This window comes from Paenibacillus xylanexedens, assembly GCF_007680605.1.
GTDB classification, from domain to species: domain Bacteria; phylum Bacillota; class Bacilli; order Paenibacillales; family Paenibacillaceae; genus Paenibacillus; species Paenibacillus xylanexedens_B.
This window is the reverse complement of record NZ_VEIO01000007.1, coordinates 102,369-126,614: the sequence shown is the minus strand read 5'-3', so window position 1 is coordinate 126,614 and position 24,246 is coordinate 102,369. Positions and strand designations below refer to the sequence as shown.

At 45.8% G+C, this 24,246-nt stretch carries 16 protein-coding genes; 4 read left to right on the top strand and 12 right to left on the bottom strand.

Annotated features, from left to right (window positions below; genetic code table 11):
- Positions 1–133 precede the first annotated feature (133 nt).
- On the bottom strand, positions 134–2,263 hold the full coding sequence (locus FS818_RS23155; protein WP_145335094.1) for a 5'-nucleotidase C-terminal domain-containing protein: 2,130 nt from the start codon (positions 2,261–2,263) through the stop codon (positions 134–136).
- A 503-nt stretch (positions 2,264–2,766) separates the two neighbouring features.
- Here FS818_RS23155 and FS818_RS23150 point away from each other — a divergent pair.
- Positions 2,767–3,393, top strand: coding sequence for a hypothetical protein (locus tag FS818_RS23150; RefSeq protein WP_145335092.1), 627 nt, complete (start codon positions 2,767–2,769; stop codon positions 3,391–3,393).
- Positions 3,394–3,580: 187 nt separating this feature from the next.
- Here the strand turns inward: FS818_RS23150 and FS818_RS23145 are convergent, their stop codons facing one another.
- The gene (locus FS818_RS23145) at positions 3,581–9,886 is read right to left on the bottom strand and encodes an Ig-like domain-containing protein (RefSeq protein ID WP_186375572.1); all 6,306 of its coding nucleotides are present in this window, start codon (positions 9,884–9,886) and stop codon (positions 3,581–3,583) included.
- Between the two features lie 401 nt (positions 9,887–10,287).
- On the opposite strand from FS818_RS23145, the gene FS818_RS23140 reads away from it, so the two are divergent.
- Complete coding sequence (locus FS818_RS23140; RefSeq protein ID WP_145335087.1) at positions 10,288–10,836, top strand: DUF6199 family natural product biosynthesis protein; 549 nt, start codon at positions 10,288–10,290, stop codon at positions 10,834–10,836.
- A gap of 389 nt (positions 10,837–11,225) precedes the next feature.
- A complete protein-coding gene (locus FS818_RS23135; RefSeq protein ID WP_145335085.1) occupies positions 11,226–12,518 on the top strand; it encodes a hypothetical protein in 1,293 nt (430 codons plus the stop codon).
- A gap of 188 nt (positions 12,519–12,706) precedes the next feature.
- Here the strand turns inward: FS818_RS23135 and FS818_RS23130 are convergent, their stop codons facing one another.
- The 6 genes from FS818_RS23130 to FS818_RS23105 all read right to left on the bottom strand — a co-directional run bounded on the left by FS818_RS23130 (position 12,707) and on the right by FS818_RS23105 (position 19,838).
- The gene (locus FS818_RS23130) at positions 12,707–14,098 is read right to left on the bottom strand and encodes an ADP-ribosylglycohydrolase family protein (protein WP_145335083.1); all 1,392 of its coding nucleotides are present in this window, start codon (positions 14,096–14,098) and stop codon (positions 12,707–12,709) included.
- 1 nt (position 14,099) lies between these two features.
- Entirely contained in the window at positions 14,100–15,059 is a 960-nt protein-coding gene (locus tag FS818_RS23125) for a nucleoside hydrolase (protein ID WP_145335081.1), read from the bottom strand.
- A gap of 10 nt (positions 15,060–15,069) precedes the next feature.
- Positions 15,070–16,005: an ABC transporter permease gene (locus FS818_RS23120; RefSeq protein WP_145335079.1), complete on the bottom strand. Its 936-nt coding sequence runs from the start codon at positions 16,003–16,005 to the stop codon at positions 15,070–15,072.
- Entirely contained in the window at positions 15,998–17,047 is a 1,050-nt protein-coding gene (locus FS818_RS23115) for an ABC transporter permease (protein WP_145335077.1), read from the bottom strand. Before FS818_RS23115 ends, FS818_RS23120 begins: the two co-directional genes overlap by 8 nt.
- Positions 17,044–18,600: an ABC transporter ATP-binding protein gene (locus FS818_RS23110; protein WP_145335075.1), complete on the bottom strand. Its 1,557-nt coding sequence runs from the start codon at positions 18,598–18,600 to the stop codon at positions 17,044–17,046. The genes FS818_RS23115 and FS818_RS23110 overlap by 4 nt, the downstream gene beginning before the upstream one ends.
- Before the next feature lie 137 nt (positions 18,601–18,737).
- On the bottom strand, positions 18,738–19,838 hold the full coding sequence (locus tag FS818_RS23105) for a BMP family ABC transporter substrate-binding protein (RefSeq protein ID WP_260989952.1): 1,101 nt from the start codon (positions 19,836–19,838) through the stop codon (positions 18,738–18,740).
- Between the two features lie 294 nt (positions 19,839–20,132).
- Between FS818_RS23105 and FS818_RS23100 the strand changes: the two genes are divergently transcribed.
- Positions 20,133–20,894, top strand: a complete 762-nt coding sequence (locus FS818_RS23100; RefSeq protein ID WP_145335070.1) for an AraC family transcriptional regulator — start codon at positions 20,133–20,135, stop codon at positions 20,892–20,894.
- 198 nt (positions 20,895–21,092) lie between these two features.
- On the opposite strand, the gene FS818_RS23095 is transcribed toward FS818_RS23100, so the two are convergent.
- From FS818_RS23095 to FS818_RS23080, 4 genes are all read right to left on the bottom strand, one after another.
- Positions 21,093–21,926, bottom strand: coding sequence for a DUF6544 family protein (locus FS818_RS23095; protein ID WP_260989951.1), 834 nt, complete (start codon positions 21,924–21,926; stop codon positions 21,093–21,095).
- Positions 21,927–22,112: 186 nt separating this feature from the next.
- A complete protein-coding gene (locus tag FS818_RS23090) occupies positions 22,113–22,520 on the bottom strand; it encodes an SRPBCC family protein (RefSeq protein ID WP_145335068.1) in 408 nt (135 codons plus the stop codon).
- Positions 22,521–22,576: 56 nt separating this feature from the next.
- A complete protein-coding gene (locus FS818_RS23085; protein WP_145335066.1) occupies positions 22,577–23,287 on the bottom strand; it encodes an SDR family NAD(P)-dependent oxidoreductase in 711 nt (236 codons plus the stop codon).
- Positions 23,288–23,455: 168 nt separating this feature from the next.
- Positions 23,456–24,046, bottom strand: a complete 591-nt coding sequence (locus FS818_RS23080) for a TetR/AcrR family transcriptional regulator (protein WP_145335064.1) — start codon at positions 24,044–24,046, stop codon at positions 23,456–23,458.
- Positions 24,047–24,246: the final 200 nt, after the last annotated feature.

Here is a 24,246-nt window from a genome sequence, read left to right as displayed (position 1 = left end):
TCCTTATTGTTGATAGTTTATTAGATGCAATAGAGCGGTTTTGGTGAGGGATAGACGTGGACAAGGCTGAAAAAGTGTATTTGCCTTATAAAAAAACCACCCGCTGGATTAGCGAGTGGTTTGCAGGTGATGATCAGGAAGCTTTCGCCGCCGTTGCTTTTTGAATTAATGCTTTGGCATCATTCATCGAAAGGCCTTGCTTAGGTTCCAGCATTTTTTTGTCTGTTGTACTGAAAATGCCTTTATCAATCAGTTTCGCTAGTGGCTTCACCGCGTAAGCAGCCACCGATTTTCCATCCTCGAAGCCAGCAATGATCGTTGCCGCTTTCGCTTCGGATGCCGGGCTGTTCACCAATTTTGCCAAAATCGTTGCTGCCTCTTCCCGAGTGATATCACGCTCAGGATAGAAGTTGCCGCCGTAGCCTTGAATAAATCCTGCTTTCGTAGCTTCTGCAATGGCATCGGCATATGCAGCATTCGCAGCAACATCCTTGAAAGCAGGTGCTGTAGATACGGCGTTAAGCTTCAGCATATCCACGAGTGCAGTGACAAATTCAGCACGGGAAATAGGTTCATTGCTCACTGGTGCCGGTGTTTCTGTTGGTTCTGTAGTTGCAGCCAGATTGGTAATACGTCCTTCGACCTTGGCTTGAATCTCGCCGCCCTTAAATGTATCTATGATGTATTTGTAGAACACATCGAGATCGATTGGACCAGCCAAGGATGATTTGGCATCCAGCAGGACTTTGTAGTTGTCCCCACCCGCGGCCATGAAATTGTTCACAACAGCAGTATATGATTTTTCAGGATCAATCGGTGTACCGTCTTCCAGCGTTAGAGCCGTTACACGTTCAGCAACCGGCTTGCTGAAGTCGGCTGTGTATTTCAAACCAGCGAGCTGTAATGTTTTGGTGTTTGGTGTACCATCTGCATTCATACCCCATTGCTGTTGCAACAATGTTTTCACTTGCTCACCCGTTAACTCCAGCTTCACAAGTGTATTGCCGAAAGGCTGGATTTTAGCCAGGTCTGCAAAGGTTACATCACCTTTTGGCAGGTCTGCACGGATACCACCCGGATTCGTAAAGGCAAAGTCAGCCTTGCCTGCTTTATCCCCAAAGTCCGCTTGACGCATCGCATCAGCAATCAAGTTACCCATCGGAGTTTCTTTATTGTAAGCATCTGCACGCAAGATAGAACCATCTGTTGTACCTACTGGTTTCGTCAGCTCAGGATGCTTGTCCAAAGACTTTTTGATAATCGCAAGAGTTTCAGGGTCTTCTTTTACACCCTCTTGGAAAGTAGTTGTCACGGTAGCCGATTTTTCAGTTACATCTCCCGTAACAGGGTCGATCATCAGCTTGATATCTTCAAACGCCGTACCATAAGAGTACGCTTGCACGATCAGCTTGCCATTCACGACACCATTCGCCAAAGCGTGATTGTCACCCGCAACGATGACATCAACAGGAGAATCTGCAGGCAATGCTTTTGCCAGATCAGCCGCTTCTCCAGTAGTTACCCCTTCTTTGGTCGATGCTGGGTCATGTGCCAGAACGATGATCGTTTCAACGCCTTGGCCTTGCAATTCTTTCGCATATTTATTAACAGCTTCAACTTCTTCTTCAGCGCTCAGGAAACGTACGCCTGCTGTACCTGCTGGAGATACTTTGTTTGGCGTTGATTTCGTCACGAGTCCGATGAATCCGATTTTGACGCCACCTACTTCTTTGATCACATACGGTTTAATCAGGGGTTTACCTGTGGAGTTTTCGATCACGTTTGCGTTCACATAATCAAACTTCGCACCAGCATGGGTTACTTTACCTTCTTTTGGATCAAGACCACCAAAAATTTGTGCCTTCAACGCAGCGATCCCTTGGTCGAATTCATGGTTGCCCAGGGAACCCACATCGAATCCCATCATATTCATCCATTCCATGGTAGGCTCGTCACGATCCATAGATGAGACTGGAGCCGATGCACCAACCGAGTCGCCGTTATGGAACAGCAAGGAATGCTCATATTTGGTCTTAGCTTCTTTGAGATAGGTTGCTAGAATTGGAGCAGAACCTGCCTTCTTATCACCAACCATAGATGTTGTATCCAGTTGGCCGTGGAAATCGTTGATTCCTATCAAATGTACTTCTACATCTTTACCCGCGGCAGAAACGGAACCGGCTGCGCCGAACAGCTGAGTGAGTAATAATGTAGCAGCAGCCACACGAATGGTGCTTTTCCCCAAAACTTTTTTCCAAGACATGAGTAAACCAAACCCCTCTCCAATTTCAAATCCTGAAGTATTTTACCATAGTTCAATTCAAAAAAGTGACTATTTCTATTAAATCTATGTAAAAAAAATTACAAAAGAATACAGAACTCTTTATATTGAAAATGTTGTATTTTATATTTTTCTCTTGCTATAGTGGAATAAAATGTTATATATTCTCTTTGTAATCACTTTCCAACTCTGTTAAATGAATGAACTATCCTCTTTCACTACAACTATGCCTTCCTGCAACTTCTACCAAACATATTGAAGATCACAACGATAAACCATCTATTCTAGCATTTGATTTCCATTAAAGGAGGTGACCCTGAGAGCACTGTACATATGGATGTCCCATGAATTACCACTGGGGGATGTGTTGATTGCTCTTTCACCACTTCTGACCGAACGCTATGCTGCATTACGCAATACCCGTAAGCGTTTGTTGTACTACGCAGTTTGCATCAACCATTCTAAGAAATATAGGAGAGTGTCCAATGAAAAAGCTATTTTTCCCTAAATCGTTCCGCATTTTTATCGCGTGTTTGCTGATCCTGGCCTTTGCTGTACCTGCGACAGCTTCCGCAGGCTACCTTGGCGATAAATTGTTGGTCGGTCAGAGTATGCAAAAGGGAGACTACCTCACCTCGCAGGATGGCAGGTTTTCGGCAATCTGGCAAACTGACGGCAATTTTGTAATCTATCAGAACGGTTCTTCGATCTGGAGCACGAGTACGAATAAAAGCGGGGCCATTTCATTTAAATTCGAGCAACAATACGGAAAGCCTATCATCTATCAGTACGGAACGAAATGGCAAACCGTATATCAATATGCATATCGCTGGGGAACTAATCCGGCCACAGGTAAATATGAATATTATTGGGGACCAGGCTGGGATACGATTTTGGTAACCGATACGACTAAACAGGTAGCTGCTTGGTCTGCAAATACTGCGGCATGGATTCCAGCCCATCACGGAAGCACACTGTCGGCGGATACACCAGGAGATACTTTCGTCATGCAAAATGATGGAAACCTGGTTCTATACAATACAACCTTGACCAACGCATATTATCCGAATAGCTGGATTCCTGTCTGGGCCTCCAATACAGGGGGACGTTAAGAGGAATCAGCAGTAGCGGATACTTTTGGTGAATAAAACTCACCATGAACATGAATATGTGAAAAGCCGAAGCAGGCGTGTATCCCTGCTTCGGCTTTTTTCGTTCCTCTTTTTGACGCTTTTTAAAGCAACGGCATTGTTTTTGAGCATCTGCTCCATCTACTCTATTATGGTAGTAAAGCGAAGTTTACCACAGATCTTCCGGAATGTATTTTAACATCGTTTCGGAGCCATCTGGATTGATCTTGTACGTATGCGTTCTTGTTGCTTCCTCAAGATCTCCGAATGACCATCTGCCCAAACGGTTGTCCGGATAAGAAGCTTCAACCCCGGTTAATGGGCCTCTGTACAACATCCCATTGATCATTTTGACAGCTTCCTCTCTGGTAAGCTGACTGTTAGGTTGGAAGGAGCCATCTTTGTAGCCTGATAAGAACCCGAAACGGTAGGTTTCATCGATGGACTGCTCCGCCCAGCTCCCTTCAATATCGGTAAACGAGCTGATTCTCAATACATTGTTCATCTTCAGCTCTCTTGCAACTCCGAGATAACGGGCAATGGCTGTTGCCAGTTCTGCCCGTGTGATCGGTTGATCTGGCTTGAACGTGTTATCTGCATAACCTTTAAATATCTCTTTGTTTACAACTGCTTCGATATAATCGGCTCCCCAGTAACTTGTAGCAACATCGCTGAACAGCTGAACGTGGTGAACCTCATCTTGCAATTGCAGTGTACGGGCAAAGATGGCAGCAATCTCTGCACGGGTAATGAGTCGTCCGGGTTTAACGTTACCATCTGGATATCCCATAATGTAACGGGCATGCTTATGTTCATAACGGTTAGAATACAACATCACCTTGATCAAGGATGCATCATCTTGTGTATTCGTAAGCGTAAGCTTGTGATCCGTGCCTATACTAGCCGTTATGATCCCAAAATCCTCGCCTTCGTTCATATCGTTAACCTTGAGTTTGAACGTCAGCTTGCCTTGCGTTCCTCCCGTCAGTTTACCAACATTCCACTTGAGTTCTTGGCCTGTCAAAGCACCGCCGTTCGCATCAACCAAACTTAGCCCTGAAGGGATCTTAACTTTGATGTACACACCATCGGCATCGACCGAGGTTTTATTGGCATAGATCACGGTGAAGGTAAGTGTATCTCCTTCGCCACCCTTCATTTTGTCAACCAGAATCGCTGTAGCGAGATCGATAGACCCCGAAGGCGTCGTAGTTGTTGGGACAGTTGCTGGTGGAGTTGAAGTTGTCGGTGAGTTTGATGCACCCGTACTCGTTCCTGTTCCTGCTCCTGCTCCCCCTCCATTCGATGTTGTCAGAGGTGTCATGCTAAAGTTATACAGCACAATATCCGTACCCACATGAATCAGCGGTTGGCTTGGATCAACAGCTCTGCTATCAAAATCCTTATATCCAGCTCTCTTCGCAGTTAAATAATAGTCCGTATGCGGAAATACCATAAAGGCATATTGCCCTGTCGCATCACTTGTCTGCGGGTTGGCATTATCCGCTGGTGGGAAGCTATTCACCGGCGGCAAGTTAACAACCGTTCCGTTACTGTAATGAAGTGTAACAACGGCACCGGTTATCGGCTGACCTGTCACGGAATCCGTAATCGTACCGTACGGGTCAATGAGTACTTCACTGATGCTGATCTGTCCGTCTGCATTAATTTCGGCATTCATGTGCCCTACTACGATAGGTTGTGTCCCGCCTCCTGGAAGCGGAATGTTATAGATGACTTTTGCCGTATAGCTGCCCTTGAGCACACTATCGATATTAAATATACCGTTGCGGTCAACTTGACCTGTATGATCGCCATTGCCATCATTGATCAATACGTTGTACCCACCGCCCACAGTCCCATCGAGCGTTGCGGATTCCCCTTGCGTTTTTCCAACCAGGACAATACCTGATACGGTTTTATTTCCGTCAAAGGAATGGCCATCCACACTTCCGTTTACGGGGACGTTCTGATTAAACGTGACCGCTTTCTGCTGACCGTTGATCTCAACCAGCTTTGTAATCGATACATCGTACGTCACATTCCCCTGCGGTATAGCAATGGTGTATGCCCCGTCAACTCCTGTAATGGCAACGGCGTGAAAATCAGCAATGCCATCTCCGTCAAAGTCTTTACTTACTACAATCGAGGAGCCTGCTAGCGGGCGTCCTGCTTGGTCTGTGACAACACCTGTAATAACCCCGGGGGTAATCGTGATATAGATTGTGTCACTAACCTGGATACCCTTTTGGCTATCATCTACGGTTGCCGTCAGCGGTATGGATACCGATCCCGCACCCCCAAGAACCGCTGCAGTAAAGGTTGTCTTAGCAACGCCTTGTGCATCCGTCAGAACCGTTATCGTATTGGTATTTCCGGTAAAATGACCGTACGTTGTATTCGGTACTTCAAACACAACTTCAACGCCTGCCTGGGGACGCCCCTCTTTATCGGTGATCACCGTCTTAAATTCGGATGTAGCCGTACCATTACCAAGTATGGATGAGGGGTTGGCTGTTAATGTTATCTCGTAATCCACAAGTTCAAAATCTTCGGTGATACGTCCGTTTCCATTCACATTTGCTGTAGATACAGAGACTTCTCTATGCGCCGGGCTATATCCATCGCGCACAATTTCCAAAATATAATTATTGATGATGACATCTTCGAAATTGTACTTCCCAGTTGCATCGGTCGTAGCACGCCCCTTCTCTTTACCTGCAAGGTCGCGCAAAATTACAGTAGCACCAGATACCGGATTTTGGGTCTGTTTATCTCTGATTGTTCCATCAATGCTAGGGTTGATAAACGTGATTGTAACCGTAGCTTCGTTGGAATTACCTACTCCATCAAAAGCCTGATAAGTAAACGTCACACTGCCCGATATTTCCCCGGCAGGTACAAACGTAAATGAACCATCGGTGTTAACATTCAGTGCGCCCTTGCTTGGATCACTCAGGGAGCTGATGTTCACGGCAGTAAGCGTACCGTTCCCTACAACGGTATCATTCGATAGAATACCGGTTGCCGCAGGAACGTTCAGCGTACGGCCCTTCACTACCTGATAGCTGTCATTCTCAGCTGTAGACAGCTTACTGAATTTTGCATAATAGTCTCCCGCTGAGGAAACCGTCAATGGATAAACTTTATCCGTACTTACAGGTGTACCTGTACCTTCCTCGTTGTCGTACCATCCTACGAAGGCATAACCAGAAGCTGGAATTGCCGTAATCGTTGCGGATTCGCCAAGTCCATAGACACCGTCACCGTCTGTTACGCCACCAACACCACCAATAACATGAGTCGTGATCGGCACTTTGATGGTGATGGTAACCGTAGCTGAATTTGAGTAGACTGTCCCGTCATAGGCCTCGTAAGTAAATGTCACATTACCCGACGCATTTGCGTCCGCAACAAACGTAAACGATCCGTCCGGATTCACATGTAGCGTACCTTTGCTCGTATCACTGAGCGAACTGACATGGTCCACTGTGAGTGGATGAAGCTCATCATCGGTATCGTTATAGAGCAAGCCCGTCTCAGCCGGAACGTCCAGTGTGTCTCCGCTCCTAACGTTGTAGCTGTCGTTTTTCGCGGTTGGCTTATGTGCAGGTGGTGTAATGTTAATCGTCACCGTCGCTTCATTTGATAGGGCAGAGCCATTACTAACTTTATAGGTAAATGTCACACTGCCCGATGCTTCTGCCTCCGCCACAAAGGTAAATGATCCATTTGCATTTACATGCAACGTACCCTTGCTTTCATCACTGATTGAACTGATGCTTACAGCGGTCAGTGTACGCCCCTCGCCATCCGTGTCGTTAAGCAATAGGCCCTCTTCCACTGGAACACTGAGTGTTTCTCCTTTCACAACGCTATAAGTATCGTCATGAGCTACGGGTAGAGATGTGAACTTTGCATAGTAATCCTGATTCGTCTGAACATTGAACTGATAAGTTGCATCCGTACTTACAGGAGTCCCTGTTCCTGATTGGTTGTCATACCATCCTACGAATGTATAACCCTGATTCGGAGTCGCTGTAATTGTCGCAGCATCACCAATGTTATAGGTGGCATCGCCTACAGATGTACCCCCGACAGCTCCAATAACATGCGTGTTGATGACAGCAGTGGTCACGTTGGTTACATCCGTAGATACCGTATTGGATACAAGGTTAATTCCCGAAATGACAGCAGTGTCACTATCCAACGTCTGTGGTGTACCCGGTGCAGTTTTCGTAAAAGTAAGCACCTTGCTGTCATTGGCCGGAACATCAATCCCGGTTTGGGTTTGGCCATCGCTAACGACGCTGAGCCCTGTAATAGCTGTATTTGTATAGTTATAAATGGTCACTTTATAATCGATAGACCCGTTAATCGGAACGGTTGCCGGACCTGTCTTCATCATTCCCATTTGCAAATCAAGCTTCCCGTTGTTTCCAAGTCTCATGATGGCCTTGCCATTATTCAGTGATTCCTCGGATACATACGTTGCGCCAATTCCACCCGTTTTGGAAATGGTCTGTTTACTTGTTAAAGCCTGATAATAGGGACTGTCTGCAGGTGGGTGGAAGTACGCTGCCGTCTTGGCTCCATCACTCGCATTGCCCGCATTGATGTAACGGGATGTGTCACCCACCTGATCAGGGGCTACCTGAAAAGTCGGTTTTACTTTATAACTGATTTTAAAAGAACCGCCTGTTGGCGCGCTATAATCTCCAGGCTGCGGACTTGTCCGGTTCTTGAAGCGGTAAATATGCGATTGCATATCATCTGCGTCAATATACCATGTAAGACTGCTAACGCCTGCGACGGTTTTAATGACCGCCTTACTTCCATAGCCCGCGAATGCATACGCTGTACCACCGTTTATATTCGTATTTGTGTCTACTGTCGCAACAGCATCCCCGATTTTTAACGTGGACAGATCCACAGCAAAATCATTGCTGATATCGTCTGCAACAACGATAGCACTGGCGATATCCGCCGTTTCCGCACCATTCCCCAGATCCGTGGTTTCCGGTATGTTGAGAAGCGGAAGTATCGTTGTGGTAGCTTCGACATCATTGGTTAATCCAGAAAAAGCTGACTTCACAATGTCATACGTTGGGGCAAATGTGTAATAACTACTGTATACAAATGAATTGGCATAGTTAAATCCATTAGGCCCCTGAGATGCATATGCACTCAGTTTGTCATATGTGTTCTTGGCGGTACCGTAGTTATAATTACTATCTTCCTTATTCTCGTTGACTCGTTTCGGGTCAAGTCCTGCCCACGCATACACAGGTTCGTTACCGTTATACGGTCCATTGATCGCCGTTGTGGAACCTAGCCCCACAGTATACACTTTGGCCTGGGTGGCTTCTCCCCCATTGTATTCGGTGTATTTACGATCCATGAGATCCTTCATATACGCACCGGTAAGAATGGTTAACGCAGCAATTTCCGGATCACCTGTATTTGCCAAACTAGTACCGGCTGTAGCTGGTACATACTTGTTAACATTCGTTCCGCTTTGATTATAATTTGGGATTGTTGTAGCCTCAGCTAATGCATTGGCAAAATTGGTCTCAAATGAACTGCCTTTCGGCGAAAGAGACCATGCTTTCTTGGCATGAATTGCCGCTCCATCAGATAGAAGGAATAAATAAGGCTGTCGCTTTGGGCCTGCTCCCTTCGTTCCCACCTTACTCATCGTCTTCGAGACACCGTACATGATGCCGTCCTGAGTGGGAGTGCCGGGCCCTAGTCCAACTGCAGGTTGTGTTCCAACGGAACTACCATCTTTGATTAGATTACTGTTCAAAGTAACCGTTTGAGTATTGCCACCTACGTATTTCAGATAGTCTTCTGTACCATGACCCGAACTAAATTCGTAATGTCCCATCTCCATAAATGTACCGAGATGGTTAGCATCAGCTGATCCGCCGAACCAATATACCGCAACACGGTTGTTGGAATTGGCGTTCATGACTGTACGGATGGCGTCATTTGCAGCCTTAGCCATAGCTTCAACACGATAATAAACGCCTGCATCTCCAGCTGTGAGCGCTATTTCTTTACCGCTGCGGGTACCCATTGAAGAACTCATATCCAAAATAAAAGTTACATCTGCGGCTGAACCGTTCGCGTTACTATTGCCCCCGACACCTGGATTGGTCGAGTTGGATGTCATATATTCTTGTGCCAGTGCAGATAACTGAATATTGAATGTACCATCGTTCTCTGCCGTAACACTCTTGTCTGTCCAGATCCGTCCATCTGAGGCAGCTGTACCGAAACCAGCAGGTGCTGTATCTGTGACCGGATCGGCCGTTAACTTCACACGATAGTGCTTGTAGTTTGCCTCTGCTGTGGTTGGAGCGTTATCTGCATAGGCTACTGAACCTAGTAATGCAGATAGGCCACTCCCCCCCAGGATTAAACATACCGTAAGCACAATAGAAATGATTTTTTTGATGCCTTTGGTCATATCCTTTTTGCCTCCATATAAAATTGAAATGTAACTGGTTCTTTTGGCTGTAGATAATCCTGAATCCCCTTTCATATATGCTACCCAGTTAACTTGCTATAGGGGATTCTTGTGTCCGATCAATAAACGTGTATTAACAAAGCAATCTACTGAATCTATTATTGTCTATGACCTACTTTCTATATCAAAATGATTAGCGAAAATTAGTATAACCTTTGTCTCTAAACAAATACTGAACAAGCATTTATTGAGGTTATTCCGTTGTTGCTTCACTCGTTTTAAATGTTTACCGCTTCAAAGGAATGGTTATGGTTTCAGTAACGTTGGGGATTCGATTTTAACAAACATTAATGAGATGCACGTTCAATTCAGATGATGAACACAATTAAGGATGTGATGATTTGACAGGAGTTGTAGGCGTACTAATGTTAATCATAGGTCTAGTTATGGCCATATCACCTTACTCCTTTTGGTATTTCAGGTTAGGATGGAAACTTAAAGATGCAAAGCCTAGCGATTTAGCATTACGTGCTGAGCGGTTCTTAGGGGTAATTTTCGTCATTGTTGGTTCCATACTCATTGTCTCAAGCTGCTCATCTAGTCATGGGACAGACCACGACTGGGCAGACCATTTCAAAGAAAAACTCTCTGCTGGGCAATTACAAGAAATCAACATCGGCCTATTTAATCCAGTAACATTAACGGATGAAGAGACAAAAACAGTTATTGGCATGATGCAGCATGCAGAGCTGAGGCCTATGGATTTTGAGGAAAGTTCTGGAGCGAATAACATAGGGGAAATGATTTTTAAAGATGGTACCCGCTTGGAATTAATCATTTTTGGATCATCTGGTGGTATTGAATTGCAATCCGTTTCTACCGATGCACATTATGAAATCGTAAGTGATGAAATAGAAAATTGGTTTCGTTCAAATTATACAAATCAATAACAAGAGCCCCATCCTGCTGGGGCTCTTTCTTCTTGTATAAAAGATTAGATTGGCTGTCAAAGTATACATACATCACTTCAGATAACTCGTTTTAGATCCTTATTTTATAAAACCCAACTTTTGTATCATATAAATTTTTTTTTTATATCTGGAGTCCGTGTTTATCTGGTTCTAATCTAACTCCTGCGTTAATTCTAGTCCACCTTGCCCGATTCTCCAGTATAGTTTTCAGTTTAATGTACTAAATTTGTTGTTATACGAACTACTTCTGGTGTAGGTAAAAATAACTACTATTTATTTCGAAAAAAGGTACTACATTTACAAATCATATTCATTTTGGTATCTTTAAACCTCGACAAATTAAAATCCAATATTTAGGAGGTTTTATCTTGAAGAAGTTAATGTCTTTGTTCCTTGCGACTACATTACTCACTTTTTCTCTAGGTACTAGTGTCTCTGCATCCGACGAAGTATCTAAAGATCGTATCCAAATTCCAAGTAATACCGTATATGATTTGGATACCAAGGGTGAGAAATTAGGCAAATCAGCCAATTTTGATTCCAGTAGTGTAGATATCAAATCTATGGAGAGTAACGGTGCAGATTCTGTTTCCTTATCCGGTAACGTGAAGACTAGCACTGGAGAAAAAGAATTCCAACTTACAGGCGGGTTAAAGAAGGCTGGTTATACGGACAGTCTAATTGTAGGAGAATTAAAGGATAACAAGGACAATTTTGAAGTTGTCTACTTCGGAATTGATCGCAAACCCAACAGCAATCTAGCTTTATTACGCGATAAATTCAAGAATGATGATACTGTTGTTAAACTGTATTTGCTTGAAAAGAATACAAGAACCTTTACGTTTTTGGAAACCGATCAGTTAAATGATAAACTTCATATAGATCAGATGTTTAACAATTCAGGCTCTTTTGAAGATGCAGAACATACAGACATGTTTTGGTACGGGAAAGTATTTGAACCTGTTCGAGAAGAAACCAACGATGGATTAACAACATTTGCTGCGTCTCTGGCAAGTGGTAAGTCGGACAAAACATATACTGCGGTATACAACGCGGGTGTTGCTACAATAACAGAAAAAATGACGGTAAGAGCCTATGTTGAGGGTCCCTCATCTCTTAGTGGAGGTTCTGGGGACTTTACCACAAAACTTTATCCCCTGTCCGTAAGTACGACATCTAACGTAGGAACCGTTAACTCCAAAACCTCAGGCTGGAGAATGGGAGTTCATCAAGATACAACCCTTGAAGCTTATACAGCTCCTGGGGATGTAATACGGTCTATTATGTGGGATTCATCTTATAGTACCCTTGGAAAATTAAAACTGAATGTAGCTTGGGGACTGTCGGTTCCTAATACAGGTTTGTCTTTTGGAGTAGGGTATACGAATTCACAGAACATCGCAGCTGGAACATTAAAGGTATATGACAATAGTGGTAGCAGTAAAGTAAGAAGATCAAAATTAACGATTCCGAAAAGTCAAAAGCTGGAGCTTCCGAGCCACTCCTTTGATTCTGTTATTAAAGTTGGTCACTACAGTACACCAAAACAGAAAACATTAAACCTCAAATTCACTTATTATATCTCAAACATTCAGGATAATTACAACGCAGCTACAGGACCACAAACGCATAATCTATCTTTCTCTTACAACTCGAAATAATTCATCAAATCAGGACTACCCGCTATGCGGGTAGTTTTTTTGTTTCGTGCGTTTCACGTATTCAACGGGCTAAAGCCATTACAAAAAAGCCTTAGGAAAGATCCTAAGGCTACATCGTTTTAATTTAAGTAATCCGAGTTCTTATTTTTAGACGGGATAAACTAAATATCTCATCGTCATCTTTTGCCCTAGTTACGCACCTTGTCGCGAAGCTTCAAAAACACCTGATAGCTGCGTTCAGCACAGGAAGAGATCGACACCGGATCGAATCCAACCAGATCGGCGTACAGCGTATCGTTTAGTGGAGATATCCAGGAATCGGGCAACTGTGCCGCACCAAGGCGCGCACCCATAATCGAGCCAACCGTAGCTCCATTACAATCGGTGTCCAGCCCGCCATAAACAGACGTGACAACTGCTTTCTCAAAATCATTGCCAGCATACACCAGCGATGCGGCTACCAGTGCAGCATTGTTATTGGTATGCACCGCATCATAATGACTGAACGCATCCCAGATCCGGCTTACCAGTTCTCGCTCACTGCGAGCCGAGAGTCCGATCTCCATGCCTTGAAGCACATCTGCGGCCAGTCGGCTTGTGTGTGGAATCTCGCTGAGTCCGATTTCCACAATGCGCTCGCTATTATTTTCCACAAACGCCGTAGCGATCATCGCTGCATTCAACATCTCACCATAAATACCATTCTTGACATGAGAAAAGGAGGCATCTCGCCAGCCAAGTTCGGCTGCCAGTTCAGGTCGTCCGGCTACACCATATGCCAATCCGTCCGCGCGGATTGCAGCTCCGATCCACTCGCGGTATGGGTTGAGATGCATACGTACTCGTTCCTTGCGCTTTGCCCAATCCGCAGGTTTATCCGATTTCAGATGCGAGGTCTCCTGGGCAAAGTTCATATAAGCTTGTGTCTCCGCCGTACATACCTGACTGTACGTGAGACGGTGATGCCACAGTTTTCCGATATCCCACGAATCCCAGTCCAGCCCTTTTTCCTCCAGCAACAGCAAGCCTAGTATCGTGTAACGAATATCATCATCGCTCTCCATAAACTGAATTTTCTCCCGAACACTCCAAGGGCCCAGCTCGGTCAAACTCAAGCCATGCTCCTGCTCTGCACGGGAATGTTCAGGAGTAAACCCTCGAATGGGCCAGGCGTCAGCCCCCTTAAACCAAAGCTCGATATTTTCCCAGCCCGGGCGTCCATCCTTACCGTAGAGATAATCCGGGTGCTCCAGCGGCTTCCCTAGTGCACATCCAACACTCCGCCCAAGCCAAGCCCCGTAGAATTTATCCCGCCATACTTGTTCACTCCAGTCAGCTTGAAGCTCACGTGGCCCCTCTGGGCGCAAGGCACGAATATCTTCGAGATCCGAAGGTTCTGCAAAAGGAAAATCAGCGGATACCTGGAGCTCCGTCAGTTCTTGGTAGAGTTGTAGCAGCGTGCTCTCATCATCAGCCGCCTCGTCCCACTTTTGCATAAACCCCTGAGTGTCACAGCCTTCCTCACCACGTTGAAGCAGTTCAAGTCGCACCGTCTCTCGCAGGTCAGTCCAGCCTGCCATATTACGAATCCCCTTGTGGAGATTGCTGCACACGAGCGTCCAGGATAGCAAGTGCATCATAGATGAGACGAATGAAAGCATCACGGTTAACATCCAGCAGCACATTCACGTTAGGCTCACGTTCTGTCTTCGTGCGCAAGTCGCCCACCGTCATCCCGCGTGTGTACGTTCCCTGTGTTTCAATCGTCACATCCAGCATTTTGCTGTGGAACAACTCAGGCTGCAGCAGCCATGCAATAGCACACGGATCATGCAGGGCATTGCCATGGTAACCCATCTTTTTACCGTAAATCGAGTAGAAGTCCAGCAGCTCCCCAACCATAACTGATACAGGGCCGCGTGTTTTCAGAGTTGCAATCTCTTCGTCAAAAATAGCCGCTTTATCCGTCACATCCAGTCCACTCATCGTAATTGGAATCCCCGATTCAAATACAATTTGGGCTGCTTCCGGATCAACGTAGATGTTAAACTCTGCTGTACGTGTCACGTTTCCATAAGCAATGCCTCCACCCATCATGGAAATGCCGGCAATCCGTGATTTCAGTTCAGGATATGCACGAATCAGAGTAGCAATATTGGTCAACGGGCCAATGGGTACTAGGGTGATCGGCTCCTCCGAAGACAGCAACAGATGACGTATAAACTCTACAGCACCTACCTCGATGGCACGAAAACGACTTGGCGGAAGTTCAGGGCCATCCATTCCCGATTCGCCGTGAGCTTCCTCTCCGGTCACCAAGGTACCCAACAACGGCCCTTTCGCACCTTTCGCTACCGGGATGTCAGCCCCGACAAAACTGAGAATTTTGAGCGCATTATTCGTGATTTTCTCTAAGGTCTGGTTACCGCCCACCGTGGTGATGCCCTTGATCTCCAGCTGCTCAGGGTGAGCCAGCGCCAGCAAAATGGCAATTGCGTCGTCGTGTCCTGGGTCACAGTCAATAATAATAGGTTTTGTCATCGTTATCTCCTCAATTCGTTTTTTGTGCGAGCTTGCGTCTCTTTTTGCGTGTCTCAGCAATCGCATACACAATTAATCCGATCACGGTAGCCACATAAGGCAAGGTGCCGATTAGCTCGGCTGGTATCTTGAGCACTTGAAGTGCATTGGCCAGCGCCTCCGCTCCACCGAAGAGCAGTGAAGTCAAGGCTGTGCCTACCGTTGTACTGCGTCCCATGGACTCTGCTGCAATGGCAATCCAGCCCCGGCCAGCAATCATATCTCTGGTGAACAGAGACAGATATCCCATCGACATGTAGGCCCCGCCCAGACTGGCGAAAAATCCACTCAACAGCAATGCCATGTATTGAATTTTCACGACACTGACACCGACCGATTGTGCCGCATGCGGATTCTCACCAACGGAACGAATTTGCAGGCCTAATGGGGTACGTTTTAATAAATAATAGACGGCTATCACGGCTAGAATGGAAGCATACGTCAAAATATGATGACCTGACAGAATCGGGCCGAGCACCGGGACTTGTTGAAGCAGTGGAATGTCTATACTAGGCAACACTTTGCTCGGCAAGGACGTAGATGAACCTTTGTCTCCACTAAGCAAATACAGTAGAAACACCGTTCCTCCTGATGCAAACATATTAATGGCAACGCCACCCAGAATAATATGTGTCTTGAACTTAAGCGTAAAAAAAGCAAGCATTCCGGCAATCGCCGTACCCGAGAGGACAGCACCGAGCAATCCAATCCAGGCGCTAGCCGTATAGGAACTGACCACAACCCCAGCCAGCGCAGATACTAGCATAATGCCCTCCATACCAATATTGATAATTCCTGCCCGATTGGAGATCAGGGCACCTAAAGCCGCGAACAAGATCGGTGTTGTAACCCGTAGGACAGAGAAGGCAAAATCCGTCGTTAAAATGACGTTCAGCAGGCTATTCATGCAGCTTGGCCTCCTTCAGCAACATGCGATTCTTCCAGAATTTCAAGAACTGCTCCGCGGAGATCAGCAAAATAATGACTGCTTGAATAATGGAGATCATCTCGGAAGGCACATCCGACAAACGAGCCATCAGATCCGCACCGATACGAATATAGGCCAGGAAGAGTGCAGCACCAATGACGGAAAGGGGATTGTTCTTTGCAAGCATCGCCACAAGTGCACCATCCAGTCCATATCCAGGTAGTGCCGTCCACTGGAAGCGATTATACATGCCCAGCACTTCGACCGATCCACCCATACCGGCAATAAAACCTGCGATTAGATGCACCATAATGATGACTTTCGCTGTCTTCATACCGGAGTACCCTGCAAATTCGCGGTTGGCTCCCGTCATGCGCAGCTCATATCCCCACTTCGTGCGATACATGAAATAATGAGCAAGAACAATCAAGACAAGCACAATGATAAGTCCGGTATGCAATCGTGTGCCTGGCAATATTTTATCCAGCTGTGCCGTCTCGGCAAATTTATAAGATACATTCGAGAATGCCTTGGCATCCCGCAGGTGATAGTTCAACAGATACAAGCCGATTCCAAAAAAGATGCTATTGAACATCAGTGATGTGACCAATTCATTGGCATTCCATTTGGCCTTGAGATAACCGGGAATTGCCGAGAGTAGTGCACCTACAATCGAACCTGCACCAATCGCCACAATCGGGTGCATTATGCCGTTCATACTTAGATGAATAGCCAGAATGGCTGCAACAATGCCTGAAATATAAAAGATACCTTCAGCGCCCAGATTGAACATGTTCGTTTTGAACAGGAGTGATACCGACAGTCCTGTAAACATGAGCGGGATTGCCATTTCGACAACATTGCCCATGCGGCTTAAGGTGGACAGCGGCTCAAACAGGAAGATGCGAATGGTCTCTACAGGCTGGCTACTCACCAAAGAGATAATAATGAATGCAATAGCTAAAGAAATAAGAATGACTGCTGCCGTGCGGTATACTTCAAAATATTTTAATCGGATCATGGGGAAGCCTCCTCCTCGTACTGCTCCTGCTGCTCACGAATCCCAAGCATGTAGAGACCCAGCTCCTCTTCGCTGACACTTGACGGAGAGTCCAAGCGGGCGGCAATCTTGCCGTCATATAACACAAGCAGTGTATCACTCATTTCCAGAATTTCATTCAGATCAGCCGACACAAGCACAATCGCAGAGCCCGCATCCCGTAGCTCCAGCAACTTCTGATGGATAAACTGCGCCGCTCCAATGTCCACCCCCCGCGTAGGCTGCTCTGCAATGAGCAGATCCGGGTCGGTGGAGCATTCACGGGCAACGACCACCTTCTGCATATTGCCCCCTGATAACATACCGATTGGTTGCGACGGGCCGGAGCAGCGGACCTTGAATTCCTCCACCAGAGAACTTGCCAGCTTTTGAATGGATGACATACTGAGAAGCGGCCCCTTATTCAGCGATTTCGAACGATAGCGGGTAGAGATCAGATTGTCCGCAATACTTGCCTCACCAGCCGACCCCTGACGCATCCGGTCTTCCGGAATGTACGAGACACCCAGTCCACGAATCTCTCGGATGTCGAGTGAACGGATATCCCTTCCCTTCATTTCGACCTTGCCGCCTGCATAACGATTCCCCAAACTTCCGGTCAGCGCTTCAACAAGTTGACTTTGCCCATTGCCTTCAACGCCAGCGATGCCGACGATTTCCCCTGCACGAACATGAAAGCTGATATCCGACAACAGTGCCTTGCCTTCGGGATCAACTGCCCCTAAATTCTGCACGGATAGTACAGGCTCGCCATAACTCTTCTGCGTTTTGTCATACTTGAGTACAACATCCCGTCCAACCATTAGCCGCGATATTTCCTGTTCTGTAACATCTGCTATGTTAAATACACCTTCTGTACGTCCGCCGCGCAAAATGGTAATTCTATCGCAGATCGCTTTCACTTCTTTCAGCTTGTGCGAGATAAACACAATCGTATGTCCCTTCTCTTTCAGCAGCTTCAACTCTCGGAACAACTCTTCTGTCTCCTGCGGAGTTAGTACGGCTGTAGGCTCATCCAAAATGAGTATTTCTGCACCACGTAGCAAAGCTTTCAAGATCTCTACTTTTTGCTTCATCCCTACGCTCAAATCCTCAACCTTGGCCCGGGGATTCACGGATAAGTTATACTTGCGAGCCGTTTCCTCCGTCATGCGGACAGCTTCTGCATAATGAATGCCAACACCGCGTCTCGGCTCCATGCCAAGCACCATATTCTCTGCGACGGTGAAGGAAGGAACGAGCATGAAATGTTGATGCACCATACCGATTCCAAGCGCAATAGCATCCTGCGGGTTGCCTAGCTTGATCTGTTTTCCTTTTAACAAAATCTCGCCTTCGCTCGGTTCTTCCATGCCAAACATCATCTTCATCAATGTCGATTTGCCCGCCCCGTTCTCTCCGGCAATGGCATGAATTTCTCCCTCCTCCAAGGAGAACTGAACATTCTTGTTAGCGACCACCCCATTGGGGTATACCTTTGAAATATTTCGCATTTCCAACAGTGCGCCGGACATGTAAGCTTCTCCCCTCTTCGAGCAGTTTGCACAAAAAATATACAGCCGAAAATGCATCAATGATCATGACTACATCTCCAGCTGTACAACATAAACCCGGTTATTTCTCTCCGATGATCTATCTAGAAAACGAAAGCTTAAGGCTTCACGCTATTACGGATCGCTTCGATCTCCGATGTCTCCATACCCATCGCATTGGATACGTTAATCTCTTTATTTTCAAGCTTCTTCTTGATCTCTTCTACTTTCGCTTGCAGATCAGCAGGGAATACACTTGTATAGATATCGTTCTCCGCAATGCCAACACCGTTCTCTACAAAGCCCATCACCTGGCGTTTTCCGGTCTCCAGCTTGCCCTCTTTGGCTTGGGTCACGGCTTCCAGAATCGCTGTATCGATCTTTTTGATCGCAGAGGTAATGATCAGGTTCGCTTTGGCAGGGTCTGTCTCTTTGAGCAAAGCAGCCTGGTCAGAGTCCACGCCGATGGCATACCTTGATTTTTCCTTGGCTGCATCAAAAATGCCCAGCCCCGTTCCACCTGCAACGTTAAAAATCACGTCAACTCCCGAGTTATATTGAATAAGCGAAAGCTCTTTTCCTTTGGCTGGATTGACGAAATCTCCTGCATAGGATACAGCGACCTTAATATTCGGGTCTACGTATTTAGCTCCCTCGATGTAACCCACGAGAAAAGCGTTGATTCCCGGAATATCCATACCACCCAGGAAGCCGATCAGGTTCTCCTTGTTCGCGTTTGGCATATCCGACTGGGTAGTGAGCGCCGCAACCGCTCCCGCCAGGAAGGATACTTCATTTGTAGAATAGGACATATTATAAACATTAGCGGGTGCATCCTCGATATCCGTATCATAGTTGATGAACGTTTTGTCAGAATGCTGCTCCGCAGCCGCGTTAAACATTTCTGTAATCTCAGAGCCACCAGAAATGACGATGTCCCAGTCCTCAGCAGAAATATCGTTAAACGTTGGTTCCCACTTCGTTTTGTCTGTACCCATTTCAATAACCTTGGTCTTAGCACCCAGTTCGGACTTTACTAACTCCAGACCATGGTTAGCAGCGTCGAAGAAGGATTTATCACCCAGTGTGCCTGGAATTAGCAATACCACTTTCAATTGATCGGTCTGCTCGCCGCCATTGTCCGTTCCTGCTGAACCCGTTTCACCTGTTGCACCCTTCATACCTCCACATGCGGACAGAAGCAACAACAACGCTACCATACAAATTACCAACGCATTCTTCTTCATCTTCTTTACTCACACCCCTGTTTGTTGTTAAAATCATGGATAATCTGTCGTGCTTACAGCCCAGCTTTATAAATCAGGTGATTCACAGCCTAGATCTGAATTGTAATGCGTTTTCTTTACTGCTATAACCGAACGTATAAACTATTAATTCCGTTTAACATTCGTTTATGAGTATGATCATAACAAAATCAAGCCATTATATTTATATGATTTCGGTCGCTTTTTTGTATGATTCGGCTAATTGTCGAAATTAGGGGGAAAATATTAATGGATCAAGTTCTATATGTTGTCAGAGCCGAACATGCCCGGTTCACACATATCATCCCTCATCACCATGAATGTTATGAGTTGGTCTATTATTTTAAAGGAAACGGGACATCCATGATCGGAGAGCATAACTATCATTTTCAAGCTGGAACTTATGCGCTTATTTCACCTCATCAACAGCATGACGAGGACCATCGCGGGGACGCCGAGGTACTTTTTGTAGGATTTCAGACAAATATGTCTGAAATTGCCGAGCTGCAAGGCATGCATCAGGATGACCGGGAGCATAGCATCCATCATTACATGCTGCAGTTGAACACGGAATATACGCGGCGGGGTGAAGGCGCTCAGGACTACTTGAACGACCGTCTGCACCACATGCTACTGCACTTGCTTCATCGTGGAGGTAACAGCATGTATCCTCTGTTCTCAGGAGACCGTCTCCAGCATGTGCTTGCTTATATGAATGAACATTTCACACAACGTCTCTCTATCGAGATGTTAGCTGACATGTCGGGATATAGCTATGATCGCTTCCGGCATTTGTTCAAAGAGAAATACGGAGCCTCTCCTTCTCGATATATGTTGATCAAGCGGTTGGACTATGCGAAGCATCTGCTGGCCAGCACACAAATGTCCATCTCGGATGTCTCAGCCGAAGCCGGATTCGTGAACGATGCCCAGTTCTGCAACATGTTCAAAAGAGAGACCGGTATAACCCCGCGTTCCTATCGCAAAAACTTGCAGATCAAGAACATCTAGCGTACCGTGAACCTTCATCCTAGACTTTTAACTCGGGTAGAATAATAGAAGAGGATAGAGAATACGACTGTGCTCATTATGTACATGGGCACACCAAAAAGCCGAGTGCTCCTAAAGGTGCATTCGGCTTTTTACCTCTGAAATGTTTAACTATGTTATGCTCTATTTGTGCTACGGATGTCATGCTTTCATCCGTAACTAAAACCGACGGATGTGAAAGTTACTGCTGTCAAAATAAAGGATGTCGCCTTCTGGAACATGCCATATCGCCTGTAAACGAGAGGGCTGCTTCATGCCGTTCCTTGTCTGGTAGTCGCTAAATAACGCCGACCATCTCACCTGCTGACGGGTGCCATTCATCGAAGTATAGGTTCGATTATCCGTTGTAAAGGAGCATAGTTCACCGTCTTCGCTGAAAGTAAATATACCGTGGGCTCTTACACCGCAATAGGCAATAGTTGCTTTAGCATGGGTGTGGTCGACCTCTTCCCAGGTAATGTAGCTTTGTATTGCGGCATCGGGAATCAATAAGGATTCGGATAGAAAGGTGACCAAACACGCCCGATCCATGTCCGCTCCTCTTTCGTTAAACAAAGGTATGGCCTTGGCAAGAACCCCTTTCATGCTTCCTTTACCATCCCGAAAAGAGTCATAACCTTGAAATGGAATACCGTGCATGTTAGCAGCAATGAATGCAGCTCGATCCGGTTTCTGGACAAAATTCATTTGTGAGTAACCAATGTGAATCATCGGTTTTTCCAGTGATAGCTTAAAATTTGCCTTTTCAAAATCGATTCTCATGTACGAACTCTTCGATCTCCCCATATAACCACAGGTCTTCAAATAGTGCTGGACGGGTGCGGGTAAAACCTGGACATCTCTATCTGTCAGAATGCCTTTTGCCTGGCTGGAACGTTGAATACATGTTTTCATATCTCGATTGAATTTTGCCTTAAGCGGTGAATACGGAATCAACCAATAAACGACGGTAGCCACAAGGATAAAAACCAGCAACACCAATCCAATTAACATGAGTGCTCACTTTTCAAAGTCATTGCTCTGCTCCCTCCTTGAATGTCGTAACGAATCACATGTCTAATCTTACTGCTTCGTTATCTCTCCTTCAGTGAGGGAAGTTATACATAGCTTTACTTTAACTCTCAAAAAAGCTGAACAGAAAACCATTATGTTTTCCATCCAGCCTTTTGTATAACTCTGTTATTTTGATGCTGCTTCAATGGTTTGTTTAATGAGAGTTGAAACACGATCTGCCTGGGCTTGGATTGCTTCTGTCAGCTCTGCGGGTAAAAAGTCAGTAATCCATATGAATTGACTGCCTCCCTGGGGATCAGGAATGATCTGAAAAGAAGCATTGTGATGAGAAAGCGGCATACGCCCCTCCTTCACCGCAAACACCAGACGGCGTTCTCCTTCATCTATGGACACAATCGCTTCTTTTACAGTACTACCATCACCCAGAATCAGTGTTCTTTCATTTCCGTCCATTCGAGTAGCGGCTGTTAGTCCCGGAACGAGACGAAGATGGAAGGCACCTACATCTTTGATTGCATCCCAAGCTTGCTCAGGTGGGACGTTAATTAAGGTTGTTTTATGAATGGTTGGCATAGTCATCTTCTCCTTATCGTCAAATAATGTTCAAAAGACCAATGAATGATCTTTTTTTACCATGGTAACTCGCTATCCATATAGAAAAATCCACCTGCTGGGCCATCTTGGGATATCGTAGCTAAACGAACTGCTGTTTTGGCTCCCTCTTCTGGCGATAACTCTGCCTTCTCGCCCCCCATACGTGTTCGAACAATACCCGGATGGACGGAATTGACCTTCAGGTTAGTTCCCTTCGACTGTTGTGTCCAATACGCGGTTAGCATGTTCAGAGCCGCTTTGGAAGCTGCGTATGCCGGGGTGGATATCCGCTGGACAAGCTCATTGCTCAGCTGAAAATGAATTGATCCGAGAGCACTGCTTTGATTGACGATGCGACCAGCTTCACTTTTGAGCAGGAGAGGCAGCAGAGCTTCGGTAAGGTAATATGGTGCAAATGTATTGACCTCGAATGTATCCCGGAAAGAGTCCCCTTCATAATCCCCGTTCTCCACCGAGATACCAGCGTTGTTAACCAATATATCCAGGTAACCAAACTTATGCTCTAGGAATTGGGCAACTCTTGCAATATGCTCAGAGTTGGTTACTTCCAATTCCAATGCAATGGCCTGAATACCCTCCTTCAGCAATACTTCAGCTGCCTCGTTAGCCGTGGCTTGTGTGCGGGCAGCAACGAGAACCGTTATTCCCAATTGCCCCAACTGCCTTGCGATTTCAAAACCGATTCCTTTGCTAGCTCCAGTGACCAATGCGATCTTATTTGTCATACGTCTTCTCCTCCTCGAATTAACTTACTTATTGATTGTGACAAGTCTTGTTGATGCGGGATTCCGCCAGATTGGGATGGGCAACGATAATCAATGTTTCCATATAACAAATCCCTTCCTTTTCGAGAACGATCATTCTAATATATTTAAAAAAAGAGGATTTCCTCTTTAATTCTTCTTTTGAATTTCTAAGATATCTATTGACTGCTCAGCAATCCGGTAAAGCTTCTCCTTGGACGCTGATGTACGAGCCATAACCCTTAAACCAAGTAAGGTATTATGAAGGTGTTCAGCCAGATCTTTGGCCTCGGACGGATTAGCGAATTCACCATTCTGCTGCCCTTTCTTAATGAGATCGGTCAGGCATTGCTCCGACCTAGCAAAGACGTACGAAGTCTTATGATCTACAGACTGATCCCGGTTTGCTAATTCAACTGCGGAATTGACCATCATGCAACCAGCAGGCGTATCCTCCTCGCCTTCGATGACATAACGGAAAATAAACCAAATGCCTTCCTTGGCTGTTGCGGCTTGTTTGATGCCTGCCTCCCAGCGAGCAGCAATCCGCTCTCCAAAACGATCCATTGCCTTAAGAAACAATGTATGCTTATCGGTAAATGTATCGTAAAGGCTTCGTCGATGAATTCCCATCGTTTCAACCAGATCATTCATTGATGTCTTCTCATAGCCCTGTTCCCAGAACAGTCTCATCGCCTTCTCCAGAACTACACTCTCTTCAAATTCCTTGCTTCTAGCCATTGTTATTGCCTCCCAAAAACATCTTATCAGAATGAGAACGATCAGTAAAGAATTATTTTTACTGATCGTTCTCATTAAAAAATACTGCTTCATTCCAAATCGAGTATTGCATGGCGTTCCTCTTTTTCTCATTGTACTTGCAAGGCCATCCTTTACAGGATGGCCCCATGTATCGAATCAAACTTTATCAATAGTAAATA

Excerpts from the sequence above, each read along its gene's own strand:
- FS818_RS23155 (WP_145335094.1), bottom strand. The coding sequence starts at position 2,263 with ATGTCTTGGAAAAAAGTTTTGGGGAAAAGCACCATTCGTGTGGCTGCT.
- FS818_RS23110 (WP_145335075.1), bottom strand. The coding sequence starts at position 18,600 with ATGTCCGGCGCACTGTTGGAAATGCGAAATATTTCAAAGGTATACCCC.
- FS818_RS23130 (WP_145335083.1), bottom strand. The coding sequence starts at position 14,098 with ATGGCAGGCTGGACTGACCTGCGAGAGACGGTGCGACTTGAACTGCTT.
- FS818_RS23095 (WP_260989951.1), bottom strand. The coding sequence starts at position 21,926 with ATGTTAATTGGATTGGTGTTGCTGGTTTTTATCCTTGTGGCTACCGTC.
- FS818_RS23090 (WP_145335068.1), bottom strand. The coding sequence starts at position 22,520 with ATGCCAACCATTCATAAAACAACCTTAATTAACGTCCCACCTGAGCAA.
- FS818_RS23100 (WP_145335070.1), top strand. The coding sequence starts at position 20,133 with ATGGATCAAGTTCTATATGTTGTCAGAGCCGAACATGCCCGGTTCACA.
- FS818_RS23080 (WP_145335064.1), bottom strand. The coding sequence starts at position 24,046 with ATGGCTAGAAGCAAGGAATTTGAAGAGAGTGTAGTTCTGGAGAAGGCG.
- FS818_RS23145 (WP_186375572.1), bottom strand. The coding sequence starts at position 9,886 with ATGACCAAAGGCATCAAAAAAATCATTTCTATTGTGCTTACGGTATGT.
- FS818_RS23120 (WP_145335079.1), bottom strand. The coding sequence starts at position 16,005 with ATGAATAGCCTGCTGAACGTCATTTTAACGACGGATTTTGCCTTCTCT.
- FS818_RS23125 (WP_145335081.1), bottom strand. The coding sequence starts at position 15,059 with ATGACAAAACCTATTATTATTGACTGTGACCCAGGACACGACGACGCA.
- FS818_RS23105 (WP_260989952.1), bottom strand. The coding sequence starts at position 19,838 with ATGGTAGCGTTGTTGTTGCTTCTGTCCGCATGTGGAGGTATGAAGGGT.
- FS818_RS23150 (WP_145335092.1), top strand. The coding sequence starts at position 2,767 with ATGAAAAAGCTATTTTTCCCTAAATCGTTCCGCATTTTTATCGCGTGT.
- FS818_RS23085 (WP_145335066.1), bottom strand. The coding sequence starts at position 23,287 with ATGACAAATAAGATCGCATTGGTCACTGGAGCTAGCAAAGGAATCGGT.
- FS818_RS23115 (WP_145335077.1), bottom strand. The coding sequence starts at position 17,047 with ATGATCCGATTAAAATATTTTGAAGTATACCGCACGGCAGCAGTCATT.